General features: G+C 52.7%; 18 protein-coding genes and 2 pseudogenes. 14 read left to right on the top strand and 6 right to left on the bottom strand.

What is annotated here, in order from left to right; all coding sequences use genetic code 11:
* The first annotated feature begins 264 nt into the window (after positions 1–264).
* From GCU68_RS03885 to GCU68_RS03860, 6 genes and pseudogenes are all read left to right on the top strand, one after another.
* The gene (locus GCU68_RS03885; RefSeq protein ID WP_152939169.1) at positions 265–2,052 is read left to right on the top strand and encodes an ABC transporter substrate-binding protein; all 1,788 of its coding nucleotides are present in this window, start codon (positions 265–267) and stop codon (positions 2,050–2,052) included.
* Positions 2,052–2,927, top strand: a complete 876-nt coding sequence (locus GCU68_RS03880) for a phosphatase PAP2 family protein (protein ID WP_152939167.1) — start codon at positions 2,052–2,054, stop codon at positions 2,925–2,927. The genes GCU68_RS03885 and GCU68_RS03880 overlap by 1 nt, the downstream gene beginning before the upstream one ends.
* 955 nt (positions 2,928–3,882) lie before the next feature.
* Positions 3,883–3,999 (top strand): annotated as a pseudogene (locus GCU68_RS03875) (IS6 family transposase); the annotation flags it as partial.
* 293 nt (positions 4,000–4,292) lie between these two features.
* Positions 4,293–4,505, top strand: coding sequence for a hypothetical protein (locus tag GCU68_RS03870; RefSeq protein ID WP_152939165.1), 213 nt, complete (start codon positions 4,293–4,295; stop codon positions 4,503–4,505).
* 99 nt (positions 4,506–4,604) lie between these two features.
* The gene (locus tag GCU68_RS03865; RefSeq protein ID WP_152939163.1) at positions 4,605–4,979 is read left to right on the top strand and encodes a hypothetical protein; all 375 of its coding nucleotides are present in this window, start codon (positions 4,605–4,607) and stop codon (positions 4,977–4,979) included.
* Between the two features lie 1,223 nt (positions 4,980–6,202).
* A complete protein-coding gene (locus GCU68_RS03860; RefSeq protein WP_227014911.1) occupies positions 6,203–7,315 on the top strand; it encodes an acyltransferase in 1,113 nt (370 codons plus the stop codon).
* Positions 7,316–7,340: 25 nt separating this feature from the next.
* Here the strand turns inward: GCU68_RS03860 and GCU68_RS21515 are convergent, their stop codons facing one another.
* Together GCU68_RS21515 and GCU68_RS21510 are read right to left on the bottom strand one after the other, a co-directional pair.
* On the bottom strand, positions 7,341–7,679 hold the full coding sequence (locus GCU68_RS21515; protein ID WP_193565066.1) for a hypothetical protein: 339 nt from the start codon (positions 7,677–7,679) through the stop codon (positions 7,341–7,343).
* 24 nt (positions 7,680–7,703) lie between these two features.
* Entirely contained in the window at positions 7,704–8,384 is a 681-nt protein-coding gene (locus tag GCU68_RS21510) for a helix-turn-helix domain-containing protein (RefSeq protein ID WP_193565065.1), read from the bottom strand.
* A 1,202-nt stretch (positions 8,385–9,586) separates the two neighbouring features.
* Here GCU68_RS21510 and GCU68_RS03850 point away from each other — a divergent pair.
* The 5 genes and pseudogenes from GCU68_RS03850 (at position 9,587) to GCU68_RS03830 (ending at position 15,442) form a co-directional block, all read left to right on the top strand.
* Complete coding sequence (locus GCU68_RS03850) at positions 9,587–11,158, top strand: multicopper oxidase family protein (RefSeq protein WP_152943563.1); 1,572 nt, start codon at positions 9,587–9,589, stop codon at positions 11,156–11,158.
* A 681-nt stretch (positions 11,159–11,839) separates the two neighbouring features.
* Positions 11,840–13,195 (top strand): MFS transporter, encoded by a 1,356-nt coding sequence (locus GCU68_RS03845; protein WP_152943561.1) that lies wholly within the window; start codon positions 11,840–11,842, stop codon positions 13,193–13,195.
* Between the two features lie 207 nt (positions 13,196–13,402).
* Positions 13,403–13,864: an HTH-type transcriptional regulator Lrp gene (lrp, locus tag GCU68_RS03840; RefSeq protein WP_152939161.1), complete on the top strand. Its 462-nt coding sequence runs from the start codon at positions 13,403–13,405 to the stop codon at positions 13,862–13,864.
* A 184-nt stretch (positions 13,865–14,048) separates the two neighbouring features.
* Positions 14,049–15,026: pseudogene (locus tag GCU68_RS03835) on the top strand (formate/nitrite transporter family protein); the annotation flags it as partial.
* A gap of 173 nt (positions 15,027–15,199) precedes the next feature.
* Positions 15,200–15,442 (top strand): amphi-Trp domain-containing protein, encoded by a 243-nt coding sequence (locus GCU68_RS03830; RefSeq protein ID WP_152939157.1) that lies wholly within the window; start codon positions 15,200–15,202, stop codon positions 15,440–15,442.
* Between the two features lie 190 nt (positions 15,443–15,632).
* On the opposite strand, the gene GCU68_RS03825 is transcribed toward GCU68_RS03830, so the two are convergent.
* Positions 15,633–16,976 (bottom strand): RNase J family beta-CASP ribonuclease, encoded by a 1,344-nt coding sequence (locus tag GCU68_RS03825; protein WP_152939155.1) that lies wholly within the window; start codon positions 16,974–16,976, stop codon positions 15,633–15,635.
* Positions 16,977–17,568: 592 nt separating this feature from the next.
* Here GCU68_RS03825 and GCU68_RS03820 point away from each other — a divergent pair.
* Positions 17,569–18,570, top strand: a complete 1,002-nt coding sequence (locus GCU68_RS03820; RefSeq protein ID WP_152939153.1) for a potassium channel family protein — start codon at positions 17,569–17,571, stop codon at positions 18,568–18,570.
* A 123-nt stretch (positions 18,571–18,693) separates the two neighbouring features.
* Here GCU68_RS03820 and GCU68_RS03815 read toward each other — a convergent pair whose 3' ends face one another.
* Together GCU68_RS03815 and GCU68_RS03810 are read right to left on the bottom strand one after the other, a co-directional pair.
* Positions 18,694–19,854 carry a tyrosine-type recombinase/integrase gene (locus tag GCU68_RS03815; RefSeq protein ID WP_152939151.1) on the bottom strand — a complete coding sequence of 387 codons (1,161 nt, stop codon included), beginning with the start codon at positions 19,852–19,854 and terminating at the stop codon, positions 18,694–18,696.
* Positions 19,855–20,219: 365 nt separating this feature from the next.
* Entirely contained in the window at positions 20,220–20,480 is a 261-nt protein-coding gene (locus GCU68_RS03810) for a Fic family protein (protein ID WP_227014910.1), read from the bottom strand.
* A 187-nt stretch (positions 20,481–20,667) separates the two neighbouring features.
* On the opposite strand from GCU68_RS03810, the gene GCU68_RS03805 reads away from it, so the two are divergent.
* Together GCU68_RS03805 and GCU68_RS03800 are read left to right on the top strand one after the other, a co-directional pair.
* Positions 20,668–21,057 (top strand): ArsR/SmtB family transcription factor, encoded by a 390-nt coding sequence (locus GCU68_RS03805; RefSeq protein ID WP_152939149.1) that lies wholly within the window; start codon positions 20,668–20,670, stop codon positions 21,055–21,057.
* A gap of 733 nt (positions 21,058–21,790) precedes the next feature.
* On the top strand, positions 21,791–23,050 hold the full coding sequence (locus tag GCU68_RS03800; protein WP_152939147.1) for an orc1/cdc6 family replication initiation protein: 1,260 nt from the start codon (positions 21,791–21,793) through the stop codon (positions 23,048–23,050).
* A 643-nt stretch (positions 23,051–23,693) separates the two neighbouring features.
* Here GCU68_RS03800 and GCU68_RS03795 read toward each other — a convergent pair.
* Positions 23,694–24,755, bottom strand: a complete 1,062-nt coding sequence (locus tag GCU68_RS03795; protein WP_152939145.1) for a zinc-dependent alcohol dehydrogenase family protein — start codon at positions 24,753–24,755, stop codon at positions 23,694–23,696.
* Between the last annotated feature and the right edge of the window lie 398 nt (positions 24,756–25,153).

Raw genomic sequence — 25,153 nt, 5'->3', positions numbered from 1 at the left:
AGTTGTCGGATTCACGCTCGTCCTTGGAACGCTTCGCATTCTGATGTGCAAACGAGACGCTTTGCATCACGTCAACGCCGTGAACAGCGGGATTCTCTCCTCGAAGAAAGACAGAGATACACAAATTTGAAGATGGTTCGGTTATCACAATCAGTATATTAGAAAATATCCCTCAAGAATATTGAAAGCAAACACACATACTATCGAACGTGACATGTAGTGGAAAACGATCAACTGTCACGGCATATGTGTCCTAGATTTAAAATGGAAAAAGACTCAAATGAATTGAACAGTTTGGCAAGCAGACGTACCGTTCTCGCAGCGGGATGTGGCGGAATTGTTAGCTCGCTTGCCGGTTGTACGAACGGGAAACAAGGCATTATTGATGGATCCAATAATCAACTCTCGGTCACGATCTTAACGCACCCCACGGACAGTGATCGACAGAGCATACAAATCACTCGCCAACTCGAAAAAAACCTCAAAGCAGTCGGAATTAATACTAGAATCGAACCACGGACCGATTCCGAACTATGGCGCAAGATCTTGCTGGATCGCGATTACGATTGTTATGTCAGTCATTATCCGGGCAGGGCTGACCCATACTACCTGTACGGACTGTTCCACTCGAAGTATGCTCCCGAATCCGGCTGGCAGAACCCCTTTGGATTCGCGGATGCCGAAATGGATGAACTACTTGAACAGCAGCGTTCGGCAACCGGCAAGAAACGAAAGGAAGCTATTGATAAAGTACTACATCACGTAGCGCAAACGCATCCGATTGTTCCAATCTGTATCCCCCCTGAACGTCGTCTTGTCAGAACGGACCGGTTCAAAGGTTGGACTGATTATCGCCTTGGAACGAGGCTCGGCTTCCTTGATCTTGAGCCGAATATTAACGCATTCGAAGGAGATACGGTATTAACCGCTGTCACAACTGACTCTCAATCGTCTCAAAATATTAATCCATTGTCTGCGGCGTATCGAACCCGAGACATGTTTGTAGGAATCCTGTATGACTCGCTGGTGGTTGAAGATGGAGATGAAATCCGTCCGTGGCTCGCAGAGTCGGTGGAGTGGGACAGTTCGGTTGCAACGATTACTCTCCGTCCTGACTGTCGATTCCATGATGACAAACTGGTTACCGCCGAAGATGTCGCGTTCACCTATGAATTTCTGTCTGATACTTCTCTTGGAGAGCGTGATACTCCGTCTCCGACGCCGAGGTACCGTGAGCTGGTGGATGCCGTTGAAGCAGTCGAGGTTCTCGATCCACAGACCGTCCGAATTCGAGTCGGAACGTCGGTTGATGTCGGGAAGCAGTTGTTTATGATTCCGATTCTTCCGAAACACGTCTGGGAAGCAGCGGTCAAAGAGCGCCTTGAGAATAATGAAGAGCCAACGCAAGGAACGTGGGATATTGTCACCGCAGCTTCCGTGCCGAAAATCGGTAGCGGTCCGTACGCATTCGTCGACCAAGAATCGCGTTCTCAACTTCGATTCGAGCGATTCGATGATCACTTCACCCTACGAAAACATGTCGACCTTCCAGCACCGACCGCGGATAAACTTAATTTCTCGGTCGTACCAAACAGCGACTTGGCTGTCGATCAACTCTCGGCAGGAAACGTGGATATGACGGCATCAACTCTAAGACCAGAAACAGTCAGTGACATCTTAGATAATTCCAATCTCGAACTCCTCGAGACACCATCGTGGAGTTTCTACCACATTGGATTCAACGTCCGGAACGCTCCGTTTAGCAATCCACATTTCCGAGAGAATGTTGCGAGGCTAATCAATAGAGAAGCGATCGTCGACGAAATCTTTAATGGGCAGGCGACGCCGACCGTCGCACCCGTCGTCTCGGAGTGGATACCGGACGATCTGATGTGGGACGGAGAAGCGCAATACGCTCCCTTTTTCGGCAATGATAATGAAACAACGACCAATGAAGAGACAGGAACCCTCAACGTGGACTTGGCGAAACGAGCGTTCGAACGAGACGGTTTCCAGTACAACGACGACCGTGAGCGTCTAATGGATTACTGATGCTTGGAAGGTTACTGGTTGAAGTAGCATCCGTTGTCTCGATTCTACTCGCTGTTTTTATACCTCTGTGTATCGGTCGAAACCGATTACGGACGACATGGAAGGAATGGCGGGTCCGATTATATAAGAGTGCTCCTGTCGCAGCCGTAGTGATAGTCGCATTGCTCATAAACCGAGTCGCTCGGCAACATCTACCAGATTTCTCATGGGCAATTGGGTGGAATCTGACACCGACATTCTATGCCATCGAAGGCGAGGCAATTATCTGGTTCCAATCATTTGCTAATCCGGCAATCACACAGTATTTTTCGTTCATTTATGTCTATGGGTACGCTTTTATGCTAATTTTCCCCGTGATTGCGTACTTTGCGTTGTCTGATACGCGGCCGCTCAGAGAGCTACTGTCTGCATATGCATTCAATTATTTGATCGGATTAGTCCTCTATCTACTGGTGATTGCCTACGGGCCTCGAAACGTCATACCGGATATGATCCAAACCGTCCTATACGACTTCCAACCTCAGTACCAGTCTCTCACCCGTGAGGTTAATCACAACACTAACGTCTTTCCATCGTTGCACACATCGCTTTCAGCGACGGTCGCGTTATTTGCCTACCGGACCAGACAAGAATACCCAATCTGGTTCGGTGTCGCAGTCCTGCTGGCAGTGAGTGTCGCCATCTCAACGATGTATCTCGGGATCCACTGGGCAATCGATGTCTCTGCAGGTGTTGCGTTAGCGATTCTCTCCGTGGTCGCGTCTGATCGCCTTGTCGGTCACCCAATATTCTCTGAGATAATTGACGAGTACGTGACTCAATTTCGTACCGTCATGGATACCTTTGCCGACGAAACCGCGAAACGAAAAAAATGACACGTATGTGTTTAGTCCGAGTTGATTTCGGTACTGTCTCGTAGGATCTGGTGAATCGCTAGCCGGCAGCGACCTCCGGTGAGAACTCACCTCGCTCAAGGCGTCACGCTGGAACGAAATTGCCTGTGACGTCAAGGATTCCAGCAGTGACGAAGCGGGCGGACGCTCTCACGACTCCATCGAACCACTGGAACCCGACGCCGTATGTCGATTCACCAGAGCCTCGGGTTCATTTGAATAATAAGATGCTAACAACAACTGCGCCACGAAAGACACTAGCTGAACTAGAAAAGGGCATCACAAAACGGATTGCAGACTCTTCCCATGACTACCCGATGAACGGTAAGTACAGTGGACACACATACCGACAAGAATACTTATCTATCCGGTTTTGTCAGGAATGATATTCGAAATATAAGGATGAGCTCAGCACGATACCAGACTTCGTGAACAGAAAATATTTGAAAATTAACTAGAAATAGGGGCTATGGTCTCCGAAAACTACTCGTCTGGGCCGGTTCTCCAAACTCTCGAATCCATCGCTGCTCGCACTGACAAATGGTGGTATTTACCGACACTGTCTGGCGTCAGTGCTTTGTTTTTGTCAGGTACTACTTTTTTTACTAGTGCTCCAGAATGGGCATTGGAGACATTTGTCGTCTTGTTTATTTTGCCTACAACTGTTCTCGCCGTTCCTGCTGTCGTTTTCGACATACTCAATAAATACGAAGACGTTCCACCACCGGGTTTGTTCCTTTATCCGCCTGCTTTCATGATAGCTCTCTTCATTGGCACATTCGCACTCATTACTGTCGTCTTAGTTTATTTCTTTATATGGGTATGGCCTAACGGAAACAATACTCGATAAACTCCGTAACTGACAAATAAGAAACTGGGGCAGTGTCTAGTTGAGCCAGTTTGAGAAGTGACCAGGTCGTTGAGTGAATTGGTTAGAATGCTCGCAGACCTGCTCAGCGAGAGCTACGACGAGGATTTAGAAGAAGTTTGGGAGAACGAGCGGACGGCGATGCCCGTCAGGGCGTTCGCCGTCCGCCTCCATCAGACCGGTTGTGTCCGAGTGTCGATTCGGTAGGAGTGGGACACACCAAACCGCCTGTAAAGGGAAATCGCCTGCAGAGTCTGGAACCGCTGTGGGACCTGTTCCTGCAAGTTCCGACACAGACACAGGAAGCCCCGACCTCAACGCGGTAGGTCGGGATAGTTCACATGGTAAGTCAGAGTGGTAGCCTGAATACCGACCGGCTGTATTCAGTCACCTCCGCGAAGATATCGAGTTCCTCGAGGAGCACTTCGACGAGGCATATGAGCTTGCAACCAAAACTGTCTGCGAGAATCGTGATCCTGATGAGTAACCAGCCGCTATTGTCGGATCTCGAGGTTCGCGAACAGTCGCTTGCCCAAGTCTGCGATGCACTTGCCGCACTCCAGCAGGTGCCGGCGGCTGGACTCAACGAAGCGAAACATGAGATGGTCACCGGTATGGTCGACGATGCCCGCTCGCTCGAACGATCGCTGTCGAACGAGATCGACCAGATGCGAGGAGATTCCGATGAGTAGCGCTCACGTCGATGGCAACACCCGACTCGAGTTGTCGCCCGAACTCGAGCGGCTGAAAGAGGCTGCGGGGGTGAGCGGAGAAGAATGAGTAACGATGCTGTGACGAAACTCGAGACATCGGCAGCCAATTGGGTGGGGAATCGAATCTATGAGCTTTCAGAGATCCCTGAACCCGGCAGGGAGTGGACCAGCAGCGAGGCGAATATCGACGACCGGATCTTGACGTCACTGATGAATCGCGGGTTGGTGAACCGAGTGGCAGGCAAGCGGGATGACAGCGGCCGCCGATACTACGAAACCAAACCGAAGCTGTACGACGCAATCCAGACGTACAAAGAGCAGCACAAAGAGACCGACCGCCTGCTTCCGTGCGACGACCCTGAGTGTCCGGGGAGCGGCTTCCGCAATATCGGAGACGGTCAGCTTGAGTGCCGCTACTGTGAACAAGTTCACGACCAAGAAGATGTGCAGTAATCCGAATTTCGATTAAGATCACTACTCTCGAAATCTTCCTGTCTGTTCGCGAGGTTCCGTTGGGCAGTTGATGTCCAAGATCCCATATCAAACCCCTTTTGTTAGTAGGATATCGTATATTTTATCTCACTCTCCAGAGATTGACTTCCTCTGATGGCCAATAGACTTAATTTGGATTGCTCGAATTGTCCAACTGGCAGGATGATGGGTACTGTCGCTGCTGACATTTCCATCGACATGAAACATCAGATCACCGCCAGTGAAGAGATCATTCCACTGTCAATAGCCATCAACGTGTGATCTCTGATCATCCATTCGATTGACACACCACCATTGGATGGGGAGCACCGACGTTGGCTTCTGGCCGGCGTTTTTTGTGCTGCATTTTAAATACAAAGCTGCGGCCAGATACCTTGATATCTACAGAACAACGCCAAGAAGATCACCTGATTGGCGTCATACTGACTGAGTTCTCCGTTCGTGACGAGGACATCGATCCCCAACTTGCTGAGCGTGCGTGGAAGCTGGCCGCCAACCGCTCCTGGAGTACGAGGTCAGACCAAAGGAAACCGTCGATACACTCAAGGACCAATAACTGCGACTTGAGAGATACTTCCCGGATGGGCGGTGTGGCCGCCGGGAGTGGATAGATGGTGGTTGGTTGACTCAGATGAGAGAGGATGTCGTGTGATGCAGCGCGACACAAAAATCACATGACTTATTCATTATCAATTTTATCCTGATTCTGAGCAAGTCAGAACTGTCTGTTGACTCTGGTAATATTCATATTCACTGAATATTTCTCGAACGTCTATACATCGCATATTGTGTAGCCGCTGCCCCCGTGCTTGCCGAACATGCGTGACAGTTACCGCCAACCGCTCCTGGAACACGACGTCAAACCTCACAAAGCAATCGACGCACTCGAAATGGCAATCACTGGCAATAGCTGAAAAACACATCACCCAGATGCCTGTCGGATTGATATTAATTGACGGAAGGCATTTCTTGAGAGTGTTGGCAGATTATCAACTATTCTAGCAGCTTGTACCAGTAACAACTCTAGTAAGTCATAAAAACCGACGGTTCAAAATATGGGTAAAACATTTCCAGAGTATCGCCTCAAGCCGTCCAATCTCACCCCGAAGACCAGTGTTATCTAGTGATTCTTCAGATCCATATAGTTCAAAACGGTCATTACTAACCTCTACCTAGCCCCAATAATGGCCAGTCGGATCTACAGTATCGATGCAATGAGAATTATTGCGATAGTATTCGTCGTGCTAATACACACCGATCCGTTTCAGAGAATTAATGCTTATGGAAATATGATAAACTTCGGAACTAAGACAATCTCACGGTTCGCCGTTCCCTTCTTCTTTCTTACATCGGGATACTTTTTTGCGCCCAAAACTGCCCACCACAATCCCATTAAGTACCTCCCCGAGCGAATTGTCAAACTTACCTCTCTCTACCTCTTTGGACTCGTACTCGCCGCTCCGACGTTTCTCGGAGGTCAGCTAGTTCAAGCGAAGTTTGCCGATCAGTCGCTTCGAGCTACCACCGTCAGCAGCATTACCGAGTTCCTTGACCCAGTCGAATTACTATACTACGGCACGTCGGTTTCCGAGATTCTTTGGTTTCTTCCCGCCCTACTCTTTTCACTCCTCTTCGTTTCCTTCGTCACTGTGATTGGAAAACCGAGTTACGTGTTACCAGTTGCGCTGTGCTTTCATCTTGTTGGGCTCCTCGGTGCGACTTACACGATGTTCGTGGACATCCCATTTGAAATTCGAGACGCCCTCTTCTTCGGCTTTTTTTACACCAGTTTGGGTTATACTATTTGCGTACGAAGCTGGGAACCATCCAAGAAAAAAGGCCGACTCCTTCTTGGTTTTGTTAGCTTATTCATCGTATTACAATTTATTGAGTTCTATGCCCTAGGCTATCTCCTCCGTGGCGAACCATTCGGCTCATACGTCTATGCACCAAGTTACGGGATTTCCACCGCGCTGCTAAGCACTTCGCTGTTCCTGTTTCTACTTTCACGACCGACGCTTTTTGCCGATACGTCGCTTCCTACTTGGGGGACTTATGCGGTAGGAATCTACGTTACCCATCCAACAGTATTTGCAATCCTTCAAGACTTCCGTGAGACACTGGAATCGATGGGCTACGCGGTTGATTCTATGATCATCTGGCATCTCGCCACGACTCCTGCGACCATCATTGGCGCACTAACAATCTATTTACTTGCTCATAAACTCCGTGTAATTGAGATTGGTGGCAGTCATTTACCCGGAGAACCATGGCTCAAAACTCGCAGATCAAAGTAACACTATTTACTGTCGGATGATACGGCTATGACTTCACGGGCACCCGATAGACTGTCGGGTCGGTGAACTGGCGAAGATCGGAGTTTCTCGAGGGTCGGTCGTCTGTGGCCGTTGGTTGATGGCTGGTCTGATCGGTTGTGATCGGTGCGAGTTTGAATCGGATCCCTTCGCGAGCGTTGCCCTCCGAATCGGGGATTTCCTCGAAAAAGTGGCCGGCATACATGAACTGGCCAACATACTGCACACCCTCGGTTTCCATCGTGAAGAAGTGCAGTTCCCGTCCGTGCTCGAGGTGGCTTCGAATTGCGCGGTTCCCGCGTTTCATTTCCATGTCGCCGACCTGCCCTTCTCCGGTGTAGATCACGGTCCCGTCCGGGCGGATCTCGTCCTAATAGCCGTGTGCTTCTCCGGTGCCACCAGTGAAGAGAAAGACGACGGGTTCGTCTCTCGAGGGCGCGATTCCGCCCTGGATGCTGCCGCCGTATTCTGTGTGGAGGGTCTGACGGTGGTAGGTTGAGCCGGGCTCTAGCTCTACAGCAGAGAGCCCATGGAGTTGTTCGGCAACTGCCTCACCGGCTTCAGTGAGATGGTTGTGATCGTCTGTCCGCTCCACGTAGCCGATCATCTGCAACCACTTGCGATGGCGTGTCACCACGCCTGGCGTCTCCATCTGACACTCTTCGAACTCGCCAACGAGCAGTTCCATGAGGTCCTCGTCGGTTCTGGGCTCGAGAGCTAACGCACGGAGGATTGTATCGAAGCCCTTGATGCTCGTGCGAAGCGCGTTGTACAGGACGATCGGATCTCGCTCCCTGAGATAGCAGCGACCGGTTCGTGTACAGGAGTATGTGCCGTCTTGGTCCTCGATGAGGCCGAGTTCCTCGATGAAATTCAAGCGATCCGCAACCGAATCAGGATTCTTTGCATTTGTGTTGGCGATTATCCAGTCAACGACCTCGTGTCGTGGTACTCCTTCGTCGTTCTCGGTAGATTGTACGAGGTGCGAGAGTAGATCCGTGAAAATATCCAAGCGCTCCTCAATCCCTCCGTAGAACCGAACGGTAGACATTCGGCGCTCGTTTGTCATTCTTTTGTAACACGAGACAGCAGTTTATCATAAATCCTGTTAAACAACCGATCAAAAGAACAAACATCAAACTGCTTTGACAGATAGTCAAACAGTGTCAGGCTCTCGTGTTTCAAGGGTGTTGTGAGAGTGTCTATCCGCTTCGTCACTGCCAGAATCTTCGAGGTTGGAGTCAACATTGTTCCAGCGTGACGACTCGGGAAATGTGAGTACTCTCCGAAGGTCGCTGTCATCTAGCAATTCACCAGAGCCCAATAAATGAAAGTGTATGAATTTGATCTGTTGTCCTCATTCAATCTATAGAAAAGTGTATAAGAAGACTGATATAAGTGCCGATATTAGATATCCTATCCAGATTGCCTGTCCTTGCATCGTTTTGCGGATGGAACCCAGTGTATACTAGTTGGTTTCGGACCATATTTTTGCGTGGACAGCGTTCCAGTCATGCGATTTTGCATGGACACTCCTGTCCATGCAATTTTCGTGGATACCCGATCTGCGTGGACAAATGACAAAAATAGATATTTTGACGATATGAACGCCTATACCAGGCAGTATTGCAATCTGGTCTCCACTGGGAGAAGATTCCGACAGAGACGCGACAAAATTATATCAAATTTTATATAATTCATAGATCAAGAAGTGTGTTCACCTCTTGTGTAAGGTAGAATTGTCCGGGAGACCACTCCTCGATACCGTCGTCAAGTTCGTCTCTGTCCTCAAATCTTGCCAGCATTCGCGCGCCGGCACTGGGTGCAATTAGGATCATTGGCCACGAGGGCCTGTCTCTCGAGGTCCTCAGACGAGCGACGCTGCCGTACTCGTTCGAACTCGGCCGGTACGATGGTACGCCAATAGAAGCTAAGTCCTCTATGTCTGCGGGATCGCTCCACTCCAATTCGCGGGCATCGAATTCCCACACCGTCGGTGCGGAAGAGACTACCGTTCAACGAGTGGTACAGCGTCGGCGAGTCGGTGACAGCCCTGCGTAACGGTGGTTCAGCATCGGATATAGACTGTCTGACCAGAGACAATCTGCTATCCCGCCACTCGAGTAAGCACACGAGCGCCCCTGTCGGTGGGTTCCGGTCCGATTCCAGAGTCACGGTACCAATCGCGGATCAGGGAGCGTGCCGTCATACGCATGCGCTCCTGTTTTTCATGCCGTTATAGGACATTCCATGATGGACGACAACGAACACGAACAAACCGTTCCGCGACGGCAGGCGTTGCGTGTCAGCGGCGCGACGCTGTTCGGAATGGCGGGACTCTCAGGCGGGACCGGAATCAGAGTGGCCGCACTTCAGCAGACCGCACAGGAGGACGACGAGGACACACAGGAACAACCGTTAGTCGCCTCCAGCGCGGAGATCGATGTCGGGATGGACGAGAGCCTCGAGACGTGGGTGTACGACGAGCAATTCCCCGGCCCGGAGCTCCGAGTCAGCGAAGGGGAGACGCTGCGCGTCTCGCTCGAGAACCAGTTGCCCGAGGAGACGACGATTCACTGGCACGGCGTTCCTGTTCCAAACTCGATGGATGGCGTTCCGGACGTCACGCAAGAACCCATCTCGGCGGACGAGACGTTCGAGTATGAATACGAGGCGTCACCGGCAGGGACATACGTCTACCACAGCCACGTCGGGTTGCAACTCGACAGGGGACTCTACGGCCCCCTAATTGTCGAGGAAGAGTCGCCACACGTTGAGTTCGACCGCGAATACACGTTGCAGTTCGACGACCATCTTACGGAGGAGCCGGCACTGGACTCGATCGAAGCGCCACTGGGCAGTGACGGAATAGGTCCCAGCGGCGGACCAAGCGGAGATGGTGACGGAACGGGTCCCGGAAGCGGCATGGGACCAAGCAACAGACCAAACGGAAACGACGGTGGCATGGGGCCCGGTAGTGGTGGACCTGGGGGCGGTCGCGGACCGGGTGATGGTATGGGACCCGGAAGTCAAATGACGGGTCAGCGACCGCCGTACGAGGGACTGCTCGTTAACGGTCAGCTCCCGTCGGACCCACCGGTGTTCGACGTCGAAGAAGGCGAACGCGTTCGTCTGCGGTTCATCAATCCAAGCAGCGCCACGACCTATCGCGTCGGCATCGGCGGCCACTCACTGTCCGTCACACACGCTGACGGGCGACCGGTCGAACCCGTCGACGTAGATTCATTCGTCATGAGCATGGGCGAGCGCTACGACGCAATCCTCGAGGCCGACTCACCCGGTGAGTGGGCCATCGTCGCAGAACCTGTCGTCGGCTCCGAGGCCCCCGCGGAAGCGAGACTGCGCTACGAAGACGGATCCGACGACGGCTCCGCCGAGCGACCGCAGTTCGATGGCCGAGAACTCGAGTACAGCGATCTCGAGGCCCTCGAACCGCTTGATCTCAGCGACAGTCCGGATCGGACGTTCGATCTCACGCTGTCGGGCGGAATGATGGGTGGCACTGACGCCGGCGCGTGGACCATCGATGGCGAGCCGTATCCTGATGCCGACCCGTTCGAAATCAGTGAAGGAGAGCACGTGCGAGTGCAGATGGTAAACCGCAGTCCAGCGATCCATCCGATGCACCTGCACGGTCACTTCTTCCAGGTGGGCGACGCGGTCAAGGACACCGTTCTCGTCGCACCTCACGGCGATCAGGTGACGTTCGATTTCGTGGCGGACAACCCTGGAGACTGGCTGTTCCATTGTCATAACGTCTATCACTTGGAACGGGGGATGGCCCGCGTGTTCGAATACGAGTAGAACATATTGATAGCGTGATCGTCTCCATCGAGTTCTGCCAAGATATGATCGTCACGTCGAGTCGACTGTGGTATCGCCGACAGAGTGACACTAACATTAACAGTCGAAAAATGATATACAGCGGATAGCTCATCGTTTTTGCACTCACTGATGGGTCGTCTGAGTGACTCTGCCTTGAGGCTGTCATCAGTCTCGTCACCATCCCCGGACCTCGTCGATGGTGGGTGTACTCGAGGTCAGCGATCACGCTGCGTCGACTCGAGGCAGACAGCCTCACAGTCTTGGATATCTCGATTGGCGAGTTGATCGGACCCATACACGATGACCAAGAGAATCGTGACGAGCACGAGCGGAGCGGCGCCCGTCAGTTCCGCCAACAGGCTAGTTCACAGTCGAACCACGCATACAGGTCAGAGATAGTTATATGATTAGTGACAGTATGTCGCCGACTCTACTCAAAGATTTTGAGTGGAGTACGGAATCCTCAGCCACACGACCCTGACATCGTAAGAAGAGAGAGTACAAGAGCGGCAGACCAGCGAAAGACGGTAGAAGTACAACAGGTAGGAGAAAGAGTGTCTAAAATCCGTGCGGACAAGTGTGCAGAGTCGAACGGAGCAGACCCTACAGTGTATATTCGTCGTTTCGAAACGCCTTTTCCCCATATTTGAAAGGTACGCCGTGAACAAGGAACGCCTGCAGTTCTGGTCGCTTTATCTTGCTCGGTTCGCAGAGGGGTTCGGTTTTGTCACGCTGATCACGCTCTTGCCGTACTATATCAATACGCTCGAGCCGACCGACACGACGATCCTGGGGTTGACGATCGGTGCCGGACTCATCGTTGGCCTCTACGCGACAGGGTTTACTTTCGCCCAGACACTCGCTGTTGTTCCTGTTGCGTGGGCCGGCGACCGATTCGACAAACGGACCGTGTTGCTCGTAATCCTTGGAATCGGTATCGTCGTCTATGCACTGTTTCCAATCGTCGATTCAAGTGCGTCGTTTATCGCGATTCGAGGGCTGCAAGGAATCGTCGTTACGGGAACCGGATTGATGACACTCTCACTCGTCGGACAGCTTGCCGACGCCGGGACTCGAGCGAACTACATCGGCAAGGCCAACGCAGCGAGCTTTGCCGCCTCCATCATCGGGAGCCTTAGCGCGGGAACGCTCTATGAGGCGTTTGGCTTCGGCCATATTTTTTCGATCATCGTCGGGATCGTGCTCGTCGCATGGGCTGGGACAGTCGTTTACCTTGAGCCGGATGAGACGCGCATCCACGGATTTCCATTTACCGGTCTGGCGCTCAACCGTCGAATACTCACACTCTCGAGTTTTCGCTTCCAGTACGCATTTTCGGTCACACTCGTGCGAACGTGGGTACCGATCTTCGCTGGTGTCTCCGCAGCCGAAGGTGGCTTGGCCTACGGTGGTCTCGCAGTTGCGCTCACCGTGGTTGCCGAGAAGTTTACCAATATGTGCTGTCAGCCCTTCACAGGACGGCTTTCGGATAGCTACGGACGAGCGGTGTTCGTCTTCGCTGGGGGAGCAGCATACGGTCTAATCGCGCTAGCTGTTCCGTTTTCACCAGCGATTGGAACCGTACTTGGCTTCCCTGCAGAGCTCTCCGTGGTCCTCCCAGCAGCGATGGCGAGTGCAACGCTTCCTGCGTGGCTGCCGCTCGAGACAGTGCCGGCTCAACTCACGTTATTCGGCAACGTTTCTCCGGCATTTCTTCCATTGGTTGCGCTCTCAGGATTGCTGGGTATCGCAGACAGTTTCCGTGAACCCGCGAGTATGGCGCTGTTTGCTGACGAAGGGACCGACGATGGTGGCGTCGCCTCGAGTTTCGGGATTCGCGAACTTATTTGGCGACCAGGAAGCGTCATCGCACCGTTACTCGGTGGTTGGCTCATGTACGAGGTGAGTATGGCATCAGTATTTTACATCGGTGGTGCGTTCGCGCTGACTGGTGTCACATCCTTCCTCGTGATTTTGATGTGGTTCCATGGATCCGATGCGCTCTCTGAGTGGTGAGAGAACGTCCTTGATGAGCGTAACAGATCTGCCCTTCATTAAAATCCACCGATGTTTTTAGTACAAATAAAACAGTCAAAATATGTATAATTATAAAGCGTCTTCGCGTTAGCGACGGAACCATTGCAAAAAGACAGCAATTTTTTATCGTACATTTCGAATCTACTGTTCGAAATAGTCTAATATATGTAGAGAGTAGAGAATTATATGACGTATGAACATCTCGATTCGGATCTGGTTAACGCGTTACTTGGAAATGGACGAGCGAGCCTGCGGAGTCTTGCCGAGGAACTGGATGTTTCTGTTACAACTATTTCGAACCACCTCTCCGATCTCGAGGAGGAAGGCGTAATCGAGGGATACGCACCGGTCGTTAATTACGACAAGGCGGGGTACGACGTGACGGCGATTATGCAACTCAAAGCTGAGGGGAGTGCCCTTCCCGAGATCACGGAGACACTTCAGGAACACAAACAAATGGTCTCCGTCTACGAAGTGACCGGGAACTACGACGTGATCGCCGTCGGAAAGTTCAAAGACACTGATGATATGAACGAGAAAATCAAGACACTGCTTTCCGATCCTGATATCAACCAGTCGAACACCAGCGTTGTCCTCAACAGCGTCGTTGAGAACGCGCAGTTCGAACTGGAAACCGGTGACGAGTGATACTCTGAGATCCGTTTGTAAGACACTTGTATTTGCAAACGCATCGTTGAAACGAATTGCTTTACTCTCCGAGTGAACAGTATCATCCGAGAGTGAGTCGGAGAGTTCGAAAACAGGAATATCAATGATGGGTTTCTTAGCGGTGTGACGACACCTTTATGCGAACTACCCCGAATCCGCCAGCATGAACGCCAGTGAGCAAAAGCACAGGGAGTCCGCACAGGATACGTCAGTATCGGATGACTCAGAGCAGGGCGAGTCTATCCGGGAAGCCGTCGAGCGATCACGAAGTGGCGCACCGGCCGCCGGTGCCGTTGTCCGCGATCGGTTTTCATCGGATGAGATCTTTCATCGGATCGTCGCTGCTGCAGACGAAGAAATTTCGACTGGCGCGCGAGAACTGTTTTTTAGCGCATTAGCTGCGGGCTTTGCGATCACGCTCACGTTCATGATCTACGCTTCTCTGACGGATGCAACCGGTGGTGCACCAGTTGCGAGTGCGCTACTCTATCCATTGGGCTTCATTTACATCATTCTCGGTGATTACCAACTGTATACTGAGAATACACTGCCACCAGTCGCACTCGTTCTCGAGCGATTAGCAAGCGTTCCAGCATTGCTCACCGTTTGGACGATCGTATTGATTGGAAACCTCGCTGGTGGAACACTGGGAGCGTTTATCCTCGCGTCAACGGGAGTATTCTCTCCGGAAGTGATGACAACGGCGGTTGGTATCGCTGAAAAGGGCGTTGCAACGGCGTGGTGGGACCTGTTTTTCAAAGCCGTCTTTGCTGGTTTTATCGTCGCAGGAGTAGTCTGGCTGGATTACGCGGCACAGGATACGACGTCACGGTTGTTTATGATCTATATCGCATTTCTCGCAATTCCACTTGGTAATCTCTTCCACGTCGTCGTCTCCGCTACCGAAGCGATGTTTCTGGTGTTCCAAGGAGAATTGGCACTCGCGACGGGTGCGTTCGAATTCGTGCTCCCCGTCCTTCTCGGAAACACGATCGGCGGCGTGTTGCTCGTGACGGTGGTCAATTACTTCCAGGCAGTCGAACGAACCTATCAGGAACAAAACTACCAACTCTCGCTTCGCGAGATGTTTTTCGGGAAATCCGTTGGCGGAGACTACACACCTCCAGCGAAAACGAGCGACGACTAGTTTGCATTCTCCGGCCGGTTATGACGAATGACATGATTCGACGGTTTCCAAATAGTATTACGTTATACATATACGAGACATCCGTGTCAGCAAGTGTAGTTATCGTATAATCAAATCGAGGAAATCTGCTGGAACCTTTAATGCGCGAACTGCTGTGGTACGAACTGATGCCTGAAGAAGAACTTTTCAAGACCGAAGAATCACAGACAAGAGCCGAGATCGCCGACGCGCTCGTCGCCGCTGCCGAACAGATCGAATCCGGATCGGTCCACCTAGAAAGTGCAGACACAGAACAAGAGGTTACTGTCCCCGAGAACCCAATGTTCGAAGTCGAACTGGAACGACTCACAGATTCGGAAACTGGCGAAGAACGGTACGAACTCGAGTACGAGATCAGGTGGACTCAGTGATGATTTGGATACAGGGGTTCAACTGAGTTTTTCCGAAAGGTTGCCGAACCGTATCGACAGCCGTTTCGGGACCGAACTCGCCTCGACCAGTTCAAACGGGATATAGGTCCCATAGCTATCGGGCGTTTTCAGCAATGGTAGCATCCGTTTGCTCCGCGAGAGGGAAACAAATCTGCCGTACTATTTCAGATCAATTCAGTTGAATGATGTTTCCGTTCGTGGTCGGGTGTAGATCCCGACCGAGCGTGTATCCCTGATTGGAAGCAAGGTCGACATATCCCGAAAACCCACTCAGATCCTGGTGAGCAGGGATGATGTGCTGTGGCTGGAGCGCATCGAGCATGGTATAGTGACCTTCCTGACGGAGGTGTCCGGAGACGTGGATATCGGAGTAAACACGTGCTCCTTGCATTCCGAGTAATTTTTCCGCTTGGTACCGTTGTCCTTCGTTCGTCGGTTCAGGAATCACTCGTGCGGAGAACACGACTTTGTCACCAGCATCGAGGTCGTACGGCGTTTCTCCACGAGCCATCCGTGTAAGCAGTGCTCGAGGTTCGCCCTGATGACCGGTGACGACTGGGAGGAAATTACCTTTCCCGTCGTTCATAATCCGCTCGAGTGTCTGGTCGATCGATCGACGGTAGCCAACCATCTCGACATCGGATGGGAACTCGACACCGATCTGCTTTGCAGTCCCCGAGTACGTCTCCATAGATCGACCAAGCAAGATCGGCTTCCGGCCAATTTCTCGGGCGAATTCGATAATCGATTTGACCCGCGCGATGTGGCTGGAGAACGTGGTAGCGACGATACCACCGTTGTAGTCTTCCATGCTGTAGAGCGCATCCCGAAGACTCTCACGAGCAACGTTTTCGGAGGGTGTCCGTCCCTTCTTATTCGCGTTCGTACAGTCCTCGATATAACAGAGAACACCGTTCCCCTCGCGACCGATCTCTCGGAAGCGTTTCAGATCGATCGGTTCACCGATAACCGGTGTGTGGTCAATGCGTTTATCCAGCCCATAGACGATCGCTCCTTCAGGGGTGTGAAGGACGGGGTTGATCGCCTGAATAATCGAGTGCGTGACGTTGACGAACTCGAGTTCACAGCCGTGTTCGCCGATTTGCATCGTCTCGCCCGCGTCCATCTGAATCAGCTCGTTGCTAGAGCCGAATTTCTGCTCGTCCTCGAGTTCTCCTTTCACCAGTTCGAGTGTGAATGGTGTCGCAACGATGGGGGCGTCATACCGGTGAGCGAGTTTGCTGATCGCACCGATGTGGTCGAGGTGACCATGGGTTGGAACGATTGCTCGAACATCACCTTCCAGGTCGCTCATTACCCGGTCGTCGGGGATTGCACCCATGTCGATCAGGTCGAGACTGTGCATCCCCTCTGTCCGGAGGTTGTCGTGAATAAGGACCTTTGACAGGTTCAGTCCCATGTCAAAGATCACAATGTCGTCACCGGCGCGGACAGCAGTCATCTGTCGACCGACTTCCTCGTAGCCGCCAATCGTAGCAATTTCAATTTCCATTGATGGACCCGATCATAGCAATCCGGGTGACACAGCCATACAGCCCAAAGGGCTGTTCGTGTGAGAACGAAAACGTTCGGTACCGTGAGCAAGCGATTTGATCACATCCGTGGCGGTCCCAAAATCGAACGTACGGTCCCAGCTGAGCCAAGGACAGCGCCTCTTTCGGTTACGTGAATGGCGACTTTCCAGACGTAAGTACCTCCGGATTCCGCTCCCGTGTGAGCTTGTGGTATTGGTTGTACTCCGTCTGCCGACGGTTCCGGAGGGGACGAAACCTGAAAGAAACACATCAGCCGCTCCGTTGATTCGTCGCTCACAACCGAGAATACGTGCCTCCCCCGTCCTCGAGGCCACAATCGGATGGTGTTTGTACATGTTCACATCGTGGCCGGTCCAATCACGACTCGAGTTCGTGGTACACTCAGTTTCCACGGTACTTGCACAACACTAGAGCGCTGTAGCTGTTGAGTCGTGTCTTCACTAGCCGGGTATAATTTCTATACGACTCAAAAGCTACACGATACCTGCTTTACCACCAGTTCGATCACGAATAGCACACAACCAGAGTTCTATCAACAAACAGCCATAGATGTCTCTCGTCTATCTCACTCTCGGCGTTGTCTTCCTCTTTGGTACCGTCATCGATCTCCTCTGGACGACACTTTGGGTTGAGGGTGGCGCTGGTCCACTCACGTCTCGGCTGATGGCATGGACGTGGCGATCACTCCGATGGATCGGCACCCAGAATTCACGACTACTCAGTCTCTCGGGACCGTTAATCTTCGTACTGAGCCTCGCAGTATGGATCGTGTTGCTCTGGAGCGGGTGGACGTTGATCTTCGCTGGAGCCGAGAGTGCATTCACTGATACACTCAACCGCGGCCCTGTGTCGTGGTCCGACCGGGTCTATTTCACTGGATATACGGTTTTTACGTTAGGTATCGGTGATTTTGCTCCACAGGAGGGAATCTGGCAACTCATCACGATACTCGCAGCAGGAAGCGGATTGCTCTTCGTGACACTGAGTGTTACCTATACGCTTTCAGTTCTCGATGCAGTCACCCAGAAGCGTGCGTTCGCCAACAACGTGAGCGGATTCGGCACGAACGGCGAGGAGATCGTCCAAACAGCCTGGAACGGTGAGGAGTTCCAAGAACTTGACCTGCTGTTGGATTCGTTCGTAACGCAGCTTACGCTCCTGACAGAGAACCACAACGCCTACCCCGTCCTCCATTACTTTCACAGTGCACAGCCCGATCGAGCGCCAGCCGTAGAAATCGCAGTGCTGGATGAAGCCCTGACACTCATTCGATTCGGCGTCCCGGAACGCAATCGACCAAACGAGATCGTGATTCGGAACGCTCGCAAAAGTATCGAGAACTACCTCGAAACGCTTCACGAGGCGTTTGTTGACTCTGCTGACGATCCTCCTCCGTCGCCGGATCTATGCGCTCTCAGCACAGCGGGTATTCCGACCGTATCGGACGAAGAGTTCGAAACCTCCCTCGACGAGATGGAAAAGCGCCGACGGATACTACTCGGATTTGTCCGATCCGACTCTCGAGAATGGCCGACGAGTGCAACTGAATGAGTTCCGCTGCAGTCGAAGGTCATCTACCACTACATGTTCGTGTTCCTTGAGCAGTCGTTCGATATAGCAGTGGACAGTGTAACGAGTATTTCCGATCGAGGTCTATCTTCACGATAGAAAGGATTACTCGTTTTCGAACACCGCCGTGTTGTCCTCGGCTAATTCGCTCGTTTCGATGTGAGAGTACATTTCACTTGTCGTCTGCGGATCAGCGTGGCGAAGCGTCCGCTGGGCCTGTTCGTGGCTCACTTCTCGGTACAGGAGTTCGCCGACGCCACGACGGCCTCCGTGGAGCGTGAGATACTCACCGTCCTCGAGCGCCAACCCAGGAACGTCCGCCTCTTTGCTCAGTCGTTTCAACACGGACCGGCCACCTTCGGTCGTAATTGTAGGGGGAGTAACGTCGTACTCGAGCGCGATCTCCCAGTGATGGCGCTGGGCAACCAGCCGATCGCGTTCGGCAGCGCCAAGCGCCGCCCGAATTCGCCTCGAGAGCGTCGGGACGTGCATCGAAGGGAAGACCGGCCACTCGTCGCGTGGCGGGTCGTAGGCATCACGCCAACGCTCGAGCGGTCCCACGACCTGTCCGGGAAGTTGGGCTGGCTCACGGTTCTGGTTCTTGCCGAGAATCCAGCAGACACCCTCCTCGAGATCGACGTCGTCCCATTGCAACCCTGTTCGGCGCGAGTCGGCCGGATCCTTCAGGACCTCGCCACCACGGACGCCCGAAAAGGCGATTGTGGCCACGAGTGCGCGATCGCGAAGGCGCTTGTGCAAGATCGGTTTCGGGGCGATGGGATCTCGATAGGCGCTGGCAGCACGCCGTCGGACGTACTCCAAAATCGTCTGTCGCTGTTCGGGCTGCCAGAACTGTCGGTCGTACTCGCCACTCGAGGGGCGGTCGGGCATGCTATCTCGAGCCTGTGCTTTCTCAGCTGGGTTGTCGGCGATGTAGCCCCATTTGACAGCCCACGACAGAAACGCCGAGACGTAATCGTAGTACGTCCAGGCCGTCGTCTCGGTGATCCCACCGTCGACATCGTTGGATTTGCCGGCTTCGATACGCCGTGCGAGATGGCTCGCGTAGCCAGCCATCGTTCGATCGGTGACAGCGCCGATCGTCTCGACGTCGCGGCGCTCGCAGAATCCGATCCAGTCGGTGACGACCCGCTCGAAGTTCTGGCGGTAGTTCGGCGAGAGTGTCCCTTTGTTCTCGAGACACGCTGACAACACGTCCTCGAGCGGCGTCTCCTGATGTATAGCCCCGGAATTGCTGGAATCCATCGACTCAGATGATCGTACGGTATCGGAGACAATAATGGTACTTGTAATTACTCGCCTAATCTAAAGTAGGATCTGTTTCTGCACTCCTCTGCCGAATACACTCGCCTCGAGCGTTGTAGCCATAAAACTCGATTTCAGTAGTAGTTTGTAAACTTCATAATGCTACATGAATTCGAGCCACACCCCACACAGTTTCGGAGAATGGGCTATCCTACCTGCAGTGCGGGATGCCTCGTCGTCGTCGTCGTTGGGCAGAGACCGGCTGCCTGAGGGATCTTCGATCCTTCTTCGTTTACGGCGAAGAGGATGTCACCTTGTCGAAAGAGGAAGTCACGCGGGTCAAAAAGAAACTGCTAACTGCTGGATCAATACGTCCGTGGTGGCAGCTCGAGAATCTCGAAGATCTCTCGGGCTCGATATTCGCGGTTCCGTTTCTTCCCGGTTATTTGCTCGAGTACTCCTGCATCCTCCAGTTGGTCGATCGCTCGATAGGCCGTTGGACTCGTTACGTCGAGTAGTTCCTTTGCAGCGTTCGCATTGAGATATGGCTGCTCGAAGAGTTTACACGCCAGTTCTGCATGGGCAGCGGAGATGTCGCCATACTTCGCTTTATATTCCCGCTGCAAGGAGTGAAGCTCTCGAGATCGGAGTAAGGATTCTTTCGCTTGGTGACGGATACCCGTCACGAAGATTCCACCCATACTTCCCAGTCGCCGCACTTCCGGACAGCGTTCATACGGTCGACGTACATCATCAAGACAGTCCTATTCGGCTGCAGAACGCTTATTTGAAGAAATCAACAACTGATATACAATGTCTGAAACAGCCGATCGACTTCGTCGTTATCTCGAGGACGAACTTGGCGAGTGTCGGAACGAGGATCTACAAGCACGACTCGAAGACCTCGACAGACTCGAGGAATTGCTCGATGAGGATGTCGTTTCGAACGATGTACAAACGTTGTCAGCACTCGGGAACGAAACACGGTACCAACTCGTGCGGTTGCTGGTCGAAGCTGACGAGGAACTGTGTGTCTGTGAGATCACACCCCTCGTCGATGTAAGCGACAGCGCTGTGAGCCACGCCTTCTCGAAACTCGTCGATGCCGGGCTCGTGACAAAGCGGAAAGACGGCCGATGGCGAAAGTACCGTGCAACCAATCGAGCAAGTACTCTTCTTACTGTTCTAGACGGCTCACGCTGAGATCGATACGAGTCGATCGGCATTAACGATTAATCGGCCCGTTCCTAGTGCTGGTGAGCGAAAGGGACAACATGAGTGTGGCAAGCAAAGCGAACAGCGTACACCAGAACACACCACCATGTCCGCTGTTTTTTCGTTACTCGTTGGCAAGAACAGCGGACATAGTGGTGTGGTGGACCATAGAGACACGTACTCAAACAAGGATGAAAGAGGGCAGACGATAATAGAGAGTGAGAAAGAGCAGAAGGTAGAGATGCTTATCTTTGGCTTATTGAGAGCTGTACATAGGATTTAGCCGTAGGTACTGAACGATCCAGTCTGCTACAGAGCAAGCGAGACTGCTGAAAGTGAGCGCAACAAACGAGCGTTTTCCGAGTGAAAGAGTCGCTCCACACCCTCCCCCCACTTTGTCCGCTGTTCTTGTGTGAACAGCGGTGGGGTGGTTGAGAACGTGTTTAGATTGCCGCCGTTCAATATTGATCTATTACTCTACAGCCATCAAAAATAAGATGCAGTTGCAGTACGGACTAGCTCTCGTTGTATCATACTAAAACTTTCCTCTTCTAAGAACTCTCGTACAATCTCTCACCCCACCCCACCTTTTCAGCTAGTTACTGCGGACAAAGTGGGGGGGGTGTGTTTCGGCGAATGTAATAAATAGATAGAACAGCGGACACTGCGGACACGGTGGTTTTATAAATCCTACTGCCGAACAGTCGTGTAGTGATCACGAGTGGGGTTGTTCGAGCGGGATACAGAAATCTACAACAACCGGGATGCACTGCGGGAGGATTATCAGCCTGAACAGCTCGTTGGCCGTGACGAAGAAATCCAGATGTACCAGACTGCCCTTCAGCCGGTAATCAACGGTGAGCAACCGAACAACGTCTTTCTCTACGGTAAAACCGGTGTCGGAAAGACTGCAGCAACCCGTTATCTCCTCTCTCATCTCGAGGAAGACGCAAGTCAGTACGACGATATCGACCTCCATCTTACGTTCCTAAACTGCGATGGGCTCACCTCTTCTTACCAGATCGCGACGCGCCTCGTCAACGAACTCCGGGACGAAACGAATCAGATTAGTACAACCGGGTATCCGCGGGCGACCGTCTATGAGATGTTGTGGGAGGATCTCGACGAAATCGCCGGCACCAATCTCATCGTCCTCGACGAGGTTGATCACGTTGAAGACGATTCGATCCTCTATCAACTTCCTCGCGCCCGTGCGAACAACAATCTCTCCGACGCGAAGATCGGGATTATCGGAATCTCGAACGATTTCTCATTTCGCGACGATCTTTCGCCAAAGGTCAAAAGTTCTCTGTGTGAACAGGAAATCCACTTCCCTGCCTATGATGCAGGCGACCTCCAAAAGATTCTCGAGCAGCGTGCTGCTGTTGCGTTCCACGACGATGTGCTCGACGATGCAGTTATTCCACTCTGTGCAGCCTACGGGGCGAAAGACGCCGGCGACGCCCGACAGTCGATCGATCTGTTGATGAAAGCAGGGGATCTCGCTCGAGAGGAAGAAGGGACGACCACTGTCACCGAAACTCACGTCGAATCTGGCCGTCACGACCTGGAGCGTGGCCGTATCGAAGAAGGCATTAGCGGACTCACTCAACACGGCCATCTCGTTTTGTATTCGTTGCTCACGCTTCACCTTCAGGGTGAGACGCCGATTCGATCTCGAGATGTCCGACCACGTTACACGAGTTTTGCCCAGCGTGCCGGTCGCGATCCACTCGTCCCACGTCGGATGCGTGATCATCTCTCTGAACTCGCAATGCTTGGACTCGTTTCGGTCACCGAGCGAAACGAAGGACGCCGTGGGGGAACATACCGTGAGTACACGCTTGATATGGATCTCGACCTCGTCCTCTCTGCGCTAGATGAGGTTCTTGACGATGTTGGAATTCATGATTCCCTTCAGGATCACCTCGCCGAGATTGATTCGGTTGATGAGAACACGTCGCTGACTGAGTTTTACTGACTGCTCTCGTTTCAATCCGTCCGTTCTGGAAATTGGTCTCAAGTCCCTCTTTCAAGAAGCAACAGGGAGCGAACGACGACAGTCGTGAAGCAAGTACGGTAGGATTAGTTTCTTGCCCTCGAATCGGCTCTTTCGAGCGTTTGTATGGCCACGTTGCCCAACACCACTATGTCCGCTGTTCTTGTCTGGCTGTTGGCTGTCGATTGAGAACAGCGGACATGGTGGTGTCGGTGCTGGTTCTCGGACTGTTAAGTTTTATGAATAGTTGGTAGTGGGTCTTGGATCTCGGTTTCGCTACTCCAACAGAGTTATTGAGGGTCGACCGAATTGCCTACTTGGCGAGAGGGGCGGAATTCGGTCGTTTCAGACAGAATTCGTCACGTATACGAGATCTCATCGTATTCTCGCCACTGACTGGACGTTGGTCGGTCCGGCCGACGGTTCTGGTCTCTGATCGCCCTTCGATTGACACACCACCACCGGAGGGGGCTCAGATACCGGCTCTATGCCGGTATTTTAACTGACGTAAGGCAGTGAGGGGTACGTCACGTACGCGGGCACGCTCGAGTTGATTGAAACGTTGATCAGCGACGGTAGTCGCCTTCGGTACGACCGTACAAAACTGGGTGAACGCCAGTCTCACTCAGAACTCACTACAGACTGGGATCCCCATCGTATCGTAGTCGTTCATCGCCGCCAGCGTATCCGGAACCTCCTCGATACTGATCGTTTCGGAGACAAGTTTGCTGGGATCGATTTTTCCGGTCTTGATCATATCGAGCATTTCGGGGTAGCGCGAGGGTTGCAACCCAAGCGAGCCTCGGAAATCGATTTCTTTCGCGACGAAATCGTCCGTTGGTAGCATGACTTGCCCTTCTTCTTCAGCTGTCGTCAGTCCGATTTGGACGTGGCGGCCGCCTTTTGCGAGTGAGTTGACTGCGTTTTGGCACGTAGTCGCGATTCCGAGTGCGTCAACCGAGCAGTCAGCACCACCATCCGTGATATCGCGGACTTCCTTCGCTGGATCGTCCACTTCGGAGGCGTTGACCGTCGTGACGGCACCGAGTTGTTCGGCTTTTTCGAGTTTGTCTTCGAAGAGGTCGACGCCGATTACGTTCGCACCAAGCGCATCCGCGATGTGGACCGCGGACAACCCGACCCCACCGAGCCCATGGACAACGACGTCTTCCCCGTTGCCCACATCTCCTCGGTGGGCCATCCCGTGATACGACGTCATAAATCGGCAACCGATTCCGGCGGCTGTATCCGGATCGATCTCGTCTGGGAGCGGGACTGCGTTGATATCGGCGTTTGGGACGTGGACTTCTTCTGCGAAGGCACCCGGTGCCTCGTTCATGAATCCGAGTCCGATGTGATTTTCGCAGATGTTCTCGCGGCCGTTTCGACAGAGTTCACACTTTCCGCACGCGAAATTGAACGGAATTGCGATGTGGTCTCCTTCGGAGACTGTTTCGACGTCTTCGCCGACTTCTACCACGGTTCCGCAGGGCTCGTGTCCCAGAATGTGTGGCGGATCCGGTCTGTATCCAAACCAATCCCAATCCCCCTGCCAGCAGTGCCAGTCGCTTCGACAGACACCGCAGCCGTCGACTTCGGCGACGATACCATGCGATTCGGGTTCGGGACGTTCGACGTTGTGGACTTCCAGCGGTTCCTGGAACTCTTCTAGCATTACTGCCTTCATTATCCGAGACGATCTATAACGATCTATAATATATAGTTACGGGGTGAGTTAGTTAGGGGGTACGCTCTCGTTCACGTGAACGATAAACTCTTGGGGCAATATGCCGATGCGGACGGTGCTCTCGAGCGAACGCTGCTGCCGATGAACGATCAGCAGTTCGCCCACTTTTTCTCGAGAGCGGCACCAGCTGGGGAAGCAAAACTTCCATAGCGAGCTGAAACAGGCACAATAGCTATACTCGGTACAATAGGTACCTTATCTACCTAAGGTAGTTCAACTACTAAACCTCAACTACCTATGCTACCTATTGGAGCTGAGCCACCTATTGGAGCTACCTACGGTAGAATTAAGAGTGATCGTAAAGATAGACTGAATGTCCGCTGAAGCAGGCATTCTAT

The organism is Natronorubrum aibiense, assembly GCF_009392895.1.
In the GTDB taxonomy this organism is placed as follows: Archaea; Halobacteriota; Halobacteria; order Halobacteriales; family Natrialbaceae; genus Natronorubrum; species Natronorubrum aibiense.
The sequence above is the reverse complement of the archived record's forward strand: the minus strand, read 5'-3'. Positions and strand labels throughout refer to the sequence as shown.

Excerpts from the sequence above, each read along its gene's own strand:
- GCU68_RS03885 (WP_152939169.1), top strand. The coding sequence starts at position 265 with ATGGAAAAAGACTCAAATGAATTGAACAGTTTGGCAAGCAGACGTACC.
- GCU68_RS03880 (WP_152939167.1), top strand. The coding sequence starts at position 2,052 with ATGCTTGGAAGGTTACTGGTTGAAGTAGCATCCGTTGTCTCGATTCTA.
- GCU68_RS03870 (WP_152939165.1), top strand. The coding sequence starts at position 4,293 with ATGAGTAACCAGCCGCTATTGTCGGATCTCGAGGTTCGCGAACAGTCG.
- GCU68_RS03860 (WP_227014911.1), top strand. The coding sequence starts at position 6,203 with ATGGCCAGTCGGATCTACAGTATCGATGCAATGAGAATTATTGCGATA.
- GCU68_RS21510 (WP_193565065.1), bottom strand. The coding sequence starts at position 8,384 with ATGTCTACCGTTCGGTTCTACGGAGGGATTGAGGAGCGCTTGGATATT.
- GCU68_RS03850 (WP_152943563.1), top strand. The coding sequence starts at position 9,587 with ATGGACGACAACGAACACGAACAAACCGTTCCGCGACGGCAGGCGTTG.
- lrp (WP_152939161.1), top strand. The coding sequence starts at position 13,403 with ATGACGTATGAACATCTCGATTCGGATCTGGTTAACGCGTTACTTGGA.
- GCU68_RS03830 (WP_152939157.1), top strand. The coding sequence starts at position 15,200 with ATGCCTGAAGAAGAACTTTTCAAGACCGAAGAATCACAGACAAGAGCC.
- GCU68_RS03825 (WP_152939155.1), bottom strand. The coding sequence starts at position 16,976 with ATGGAAATTGAAATTGCTACGATTGGCGGCTACGAGGAAGTCGGTCGA.
- GCU68_RS03820 (WP_152939153.1), top strand. The coding sequence starts at position 17,569 with ATGTCTCTCGTCTATCTCACTCTCGGCGTTGTCTTCCTCTTTGGTACC.
- GCU68_RS03815 (WP_152939151.1), bottom strand. The coding sequence starts at position 19,854 with ATGGATTCCAGCAATTCCGGGGCTATACATCAGGAGACGCCGCTCGAG.
- GCU68_RS03805 (WP_152939149.1), top strand. The coding sequence starts at position 20,668 with ATGTCTGAAACAGCCGATCGACTTCGTCGTTATCTCGAGGACGAACTT.
- GCU68_RS03795 (WP_152939145.1), bottom strand. The coding sequence starts at position 24,755 with ATGAAGGCAGTAATGCTAGAAGAGTTCCAGGAACCGCTGGAAGTCCAC.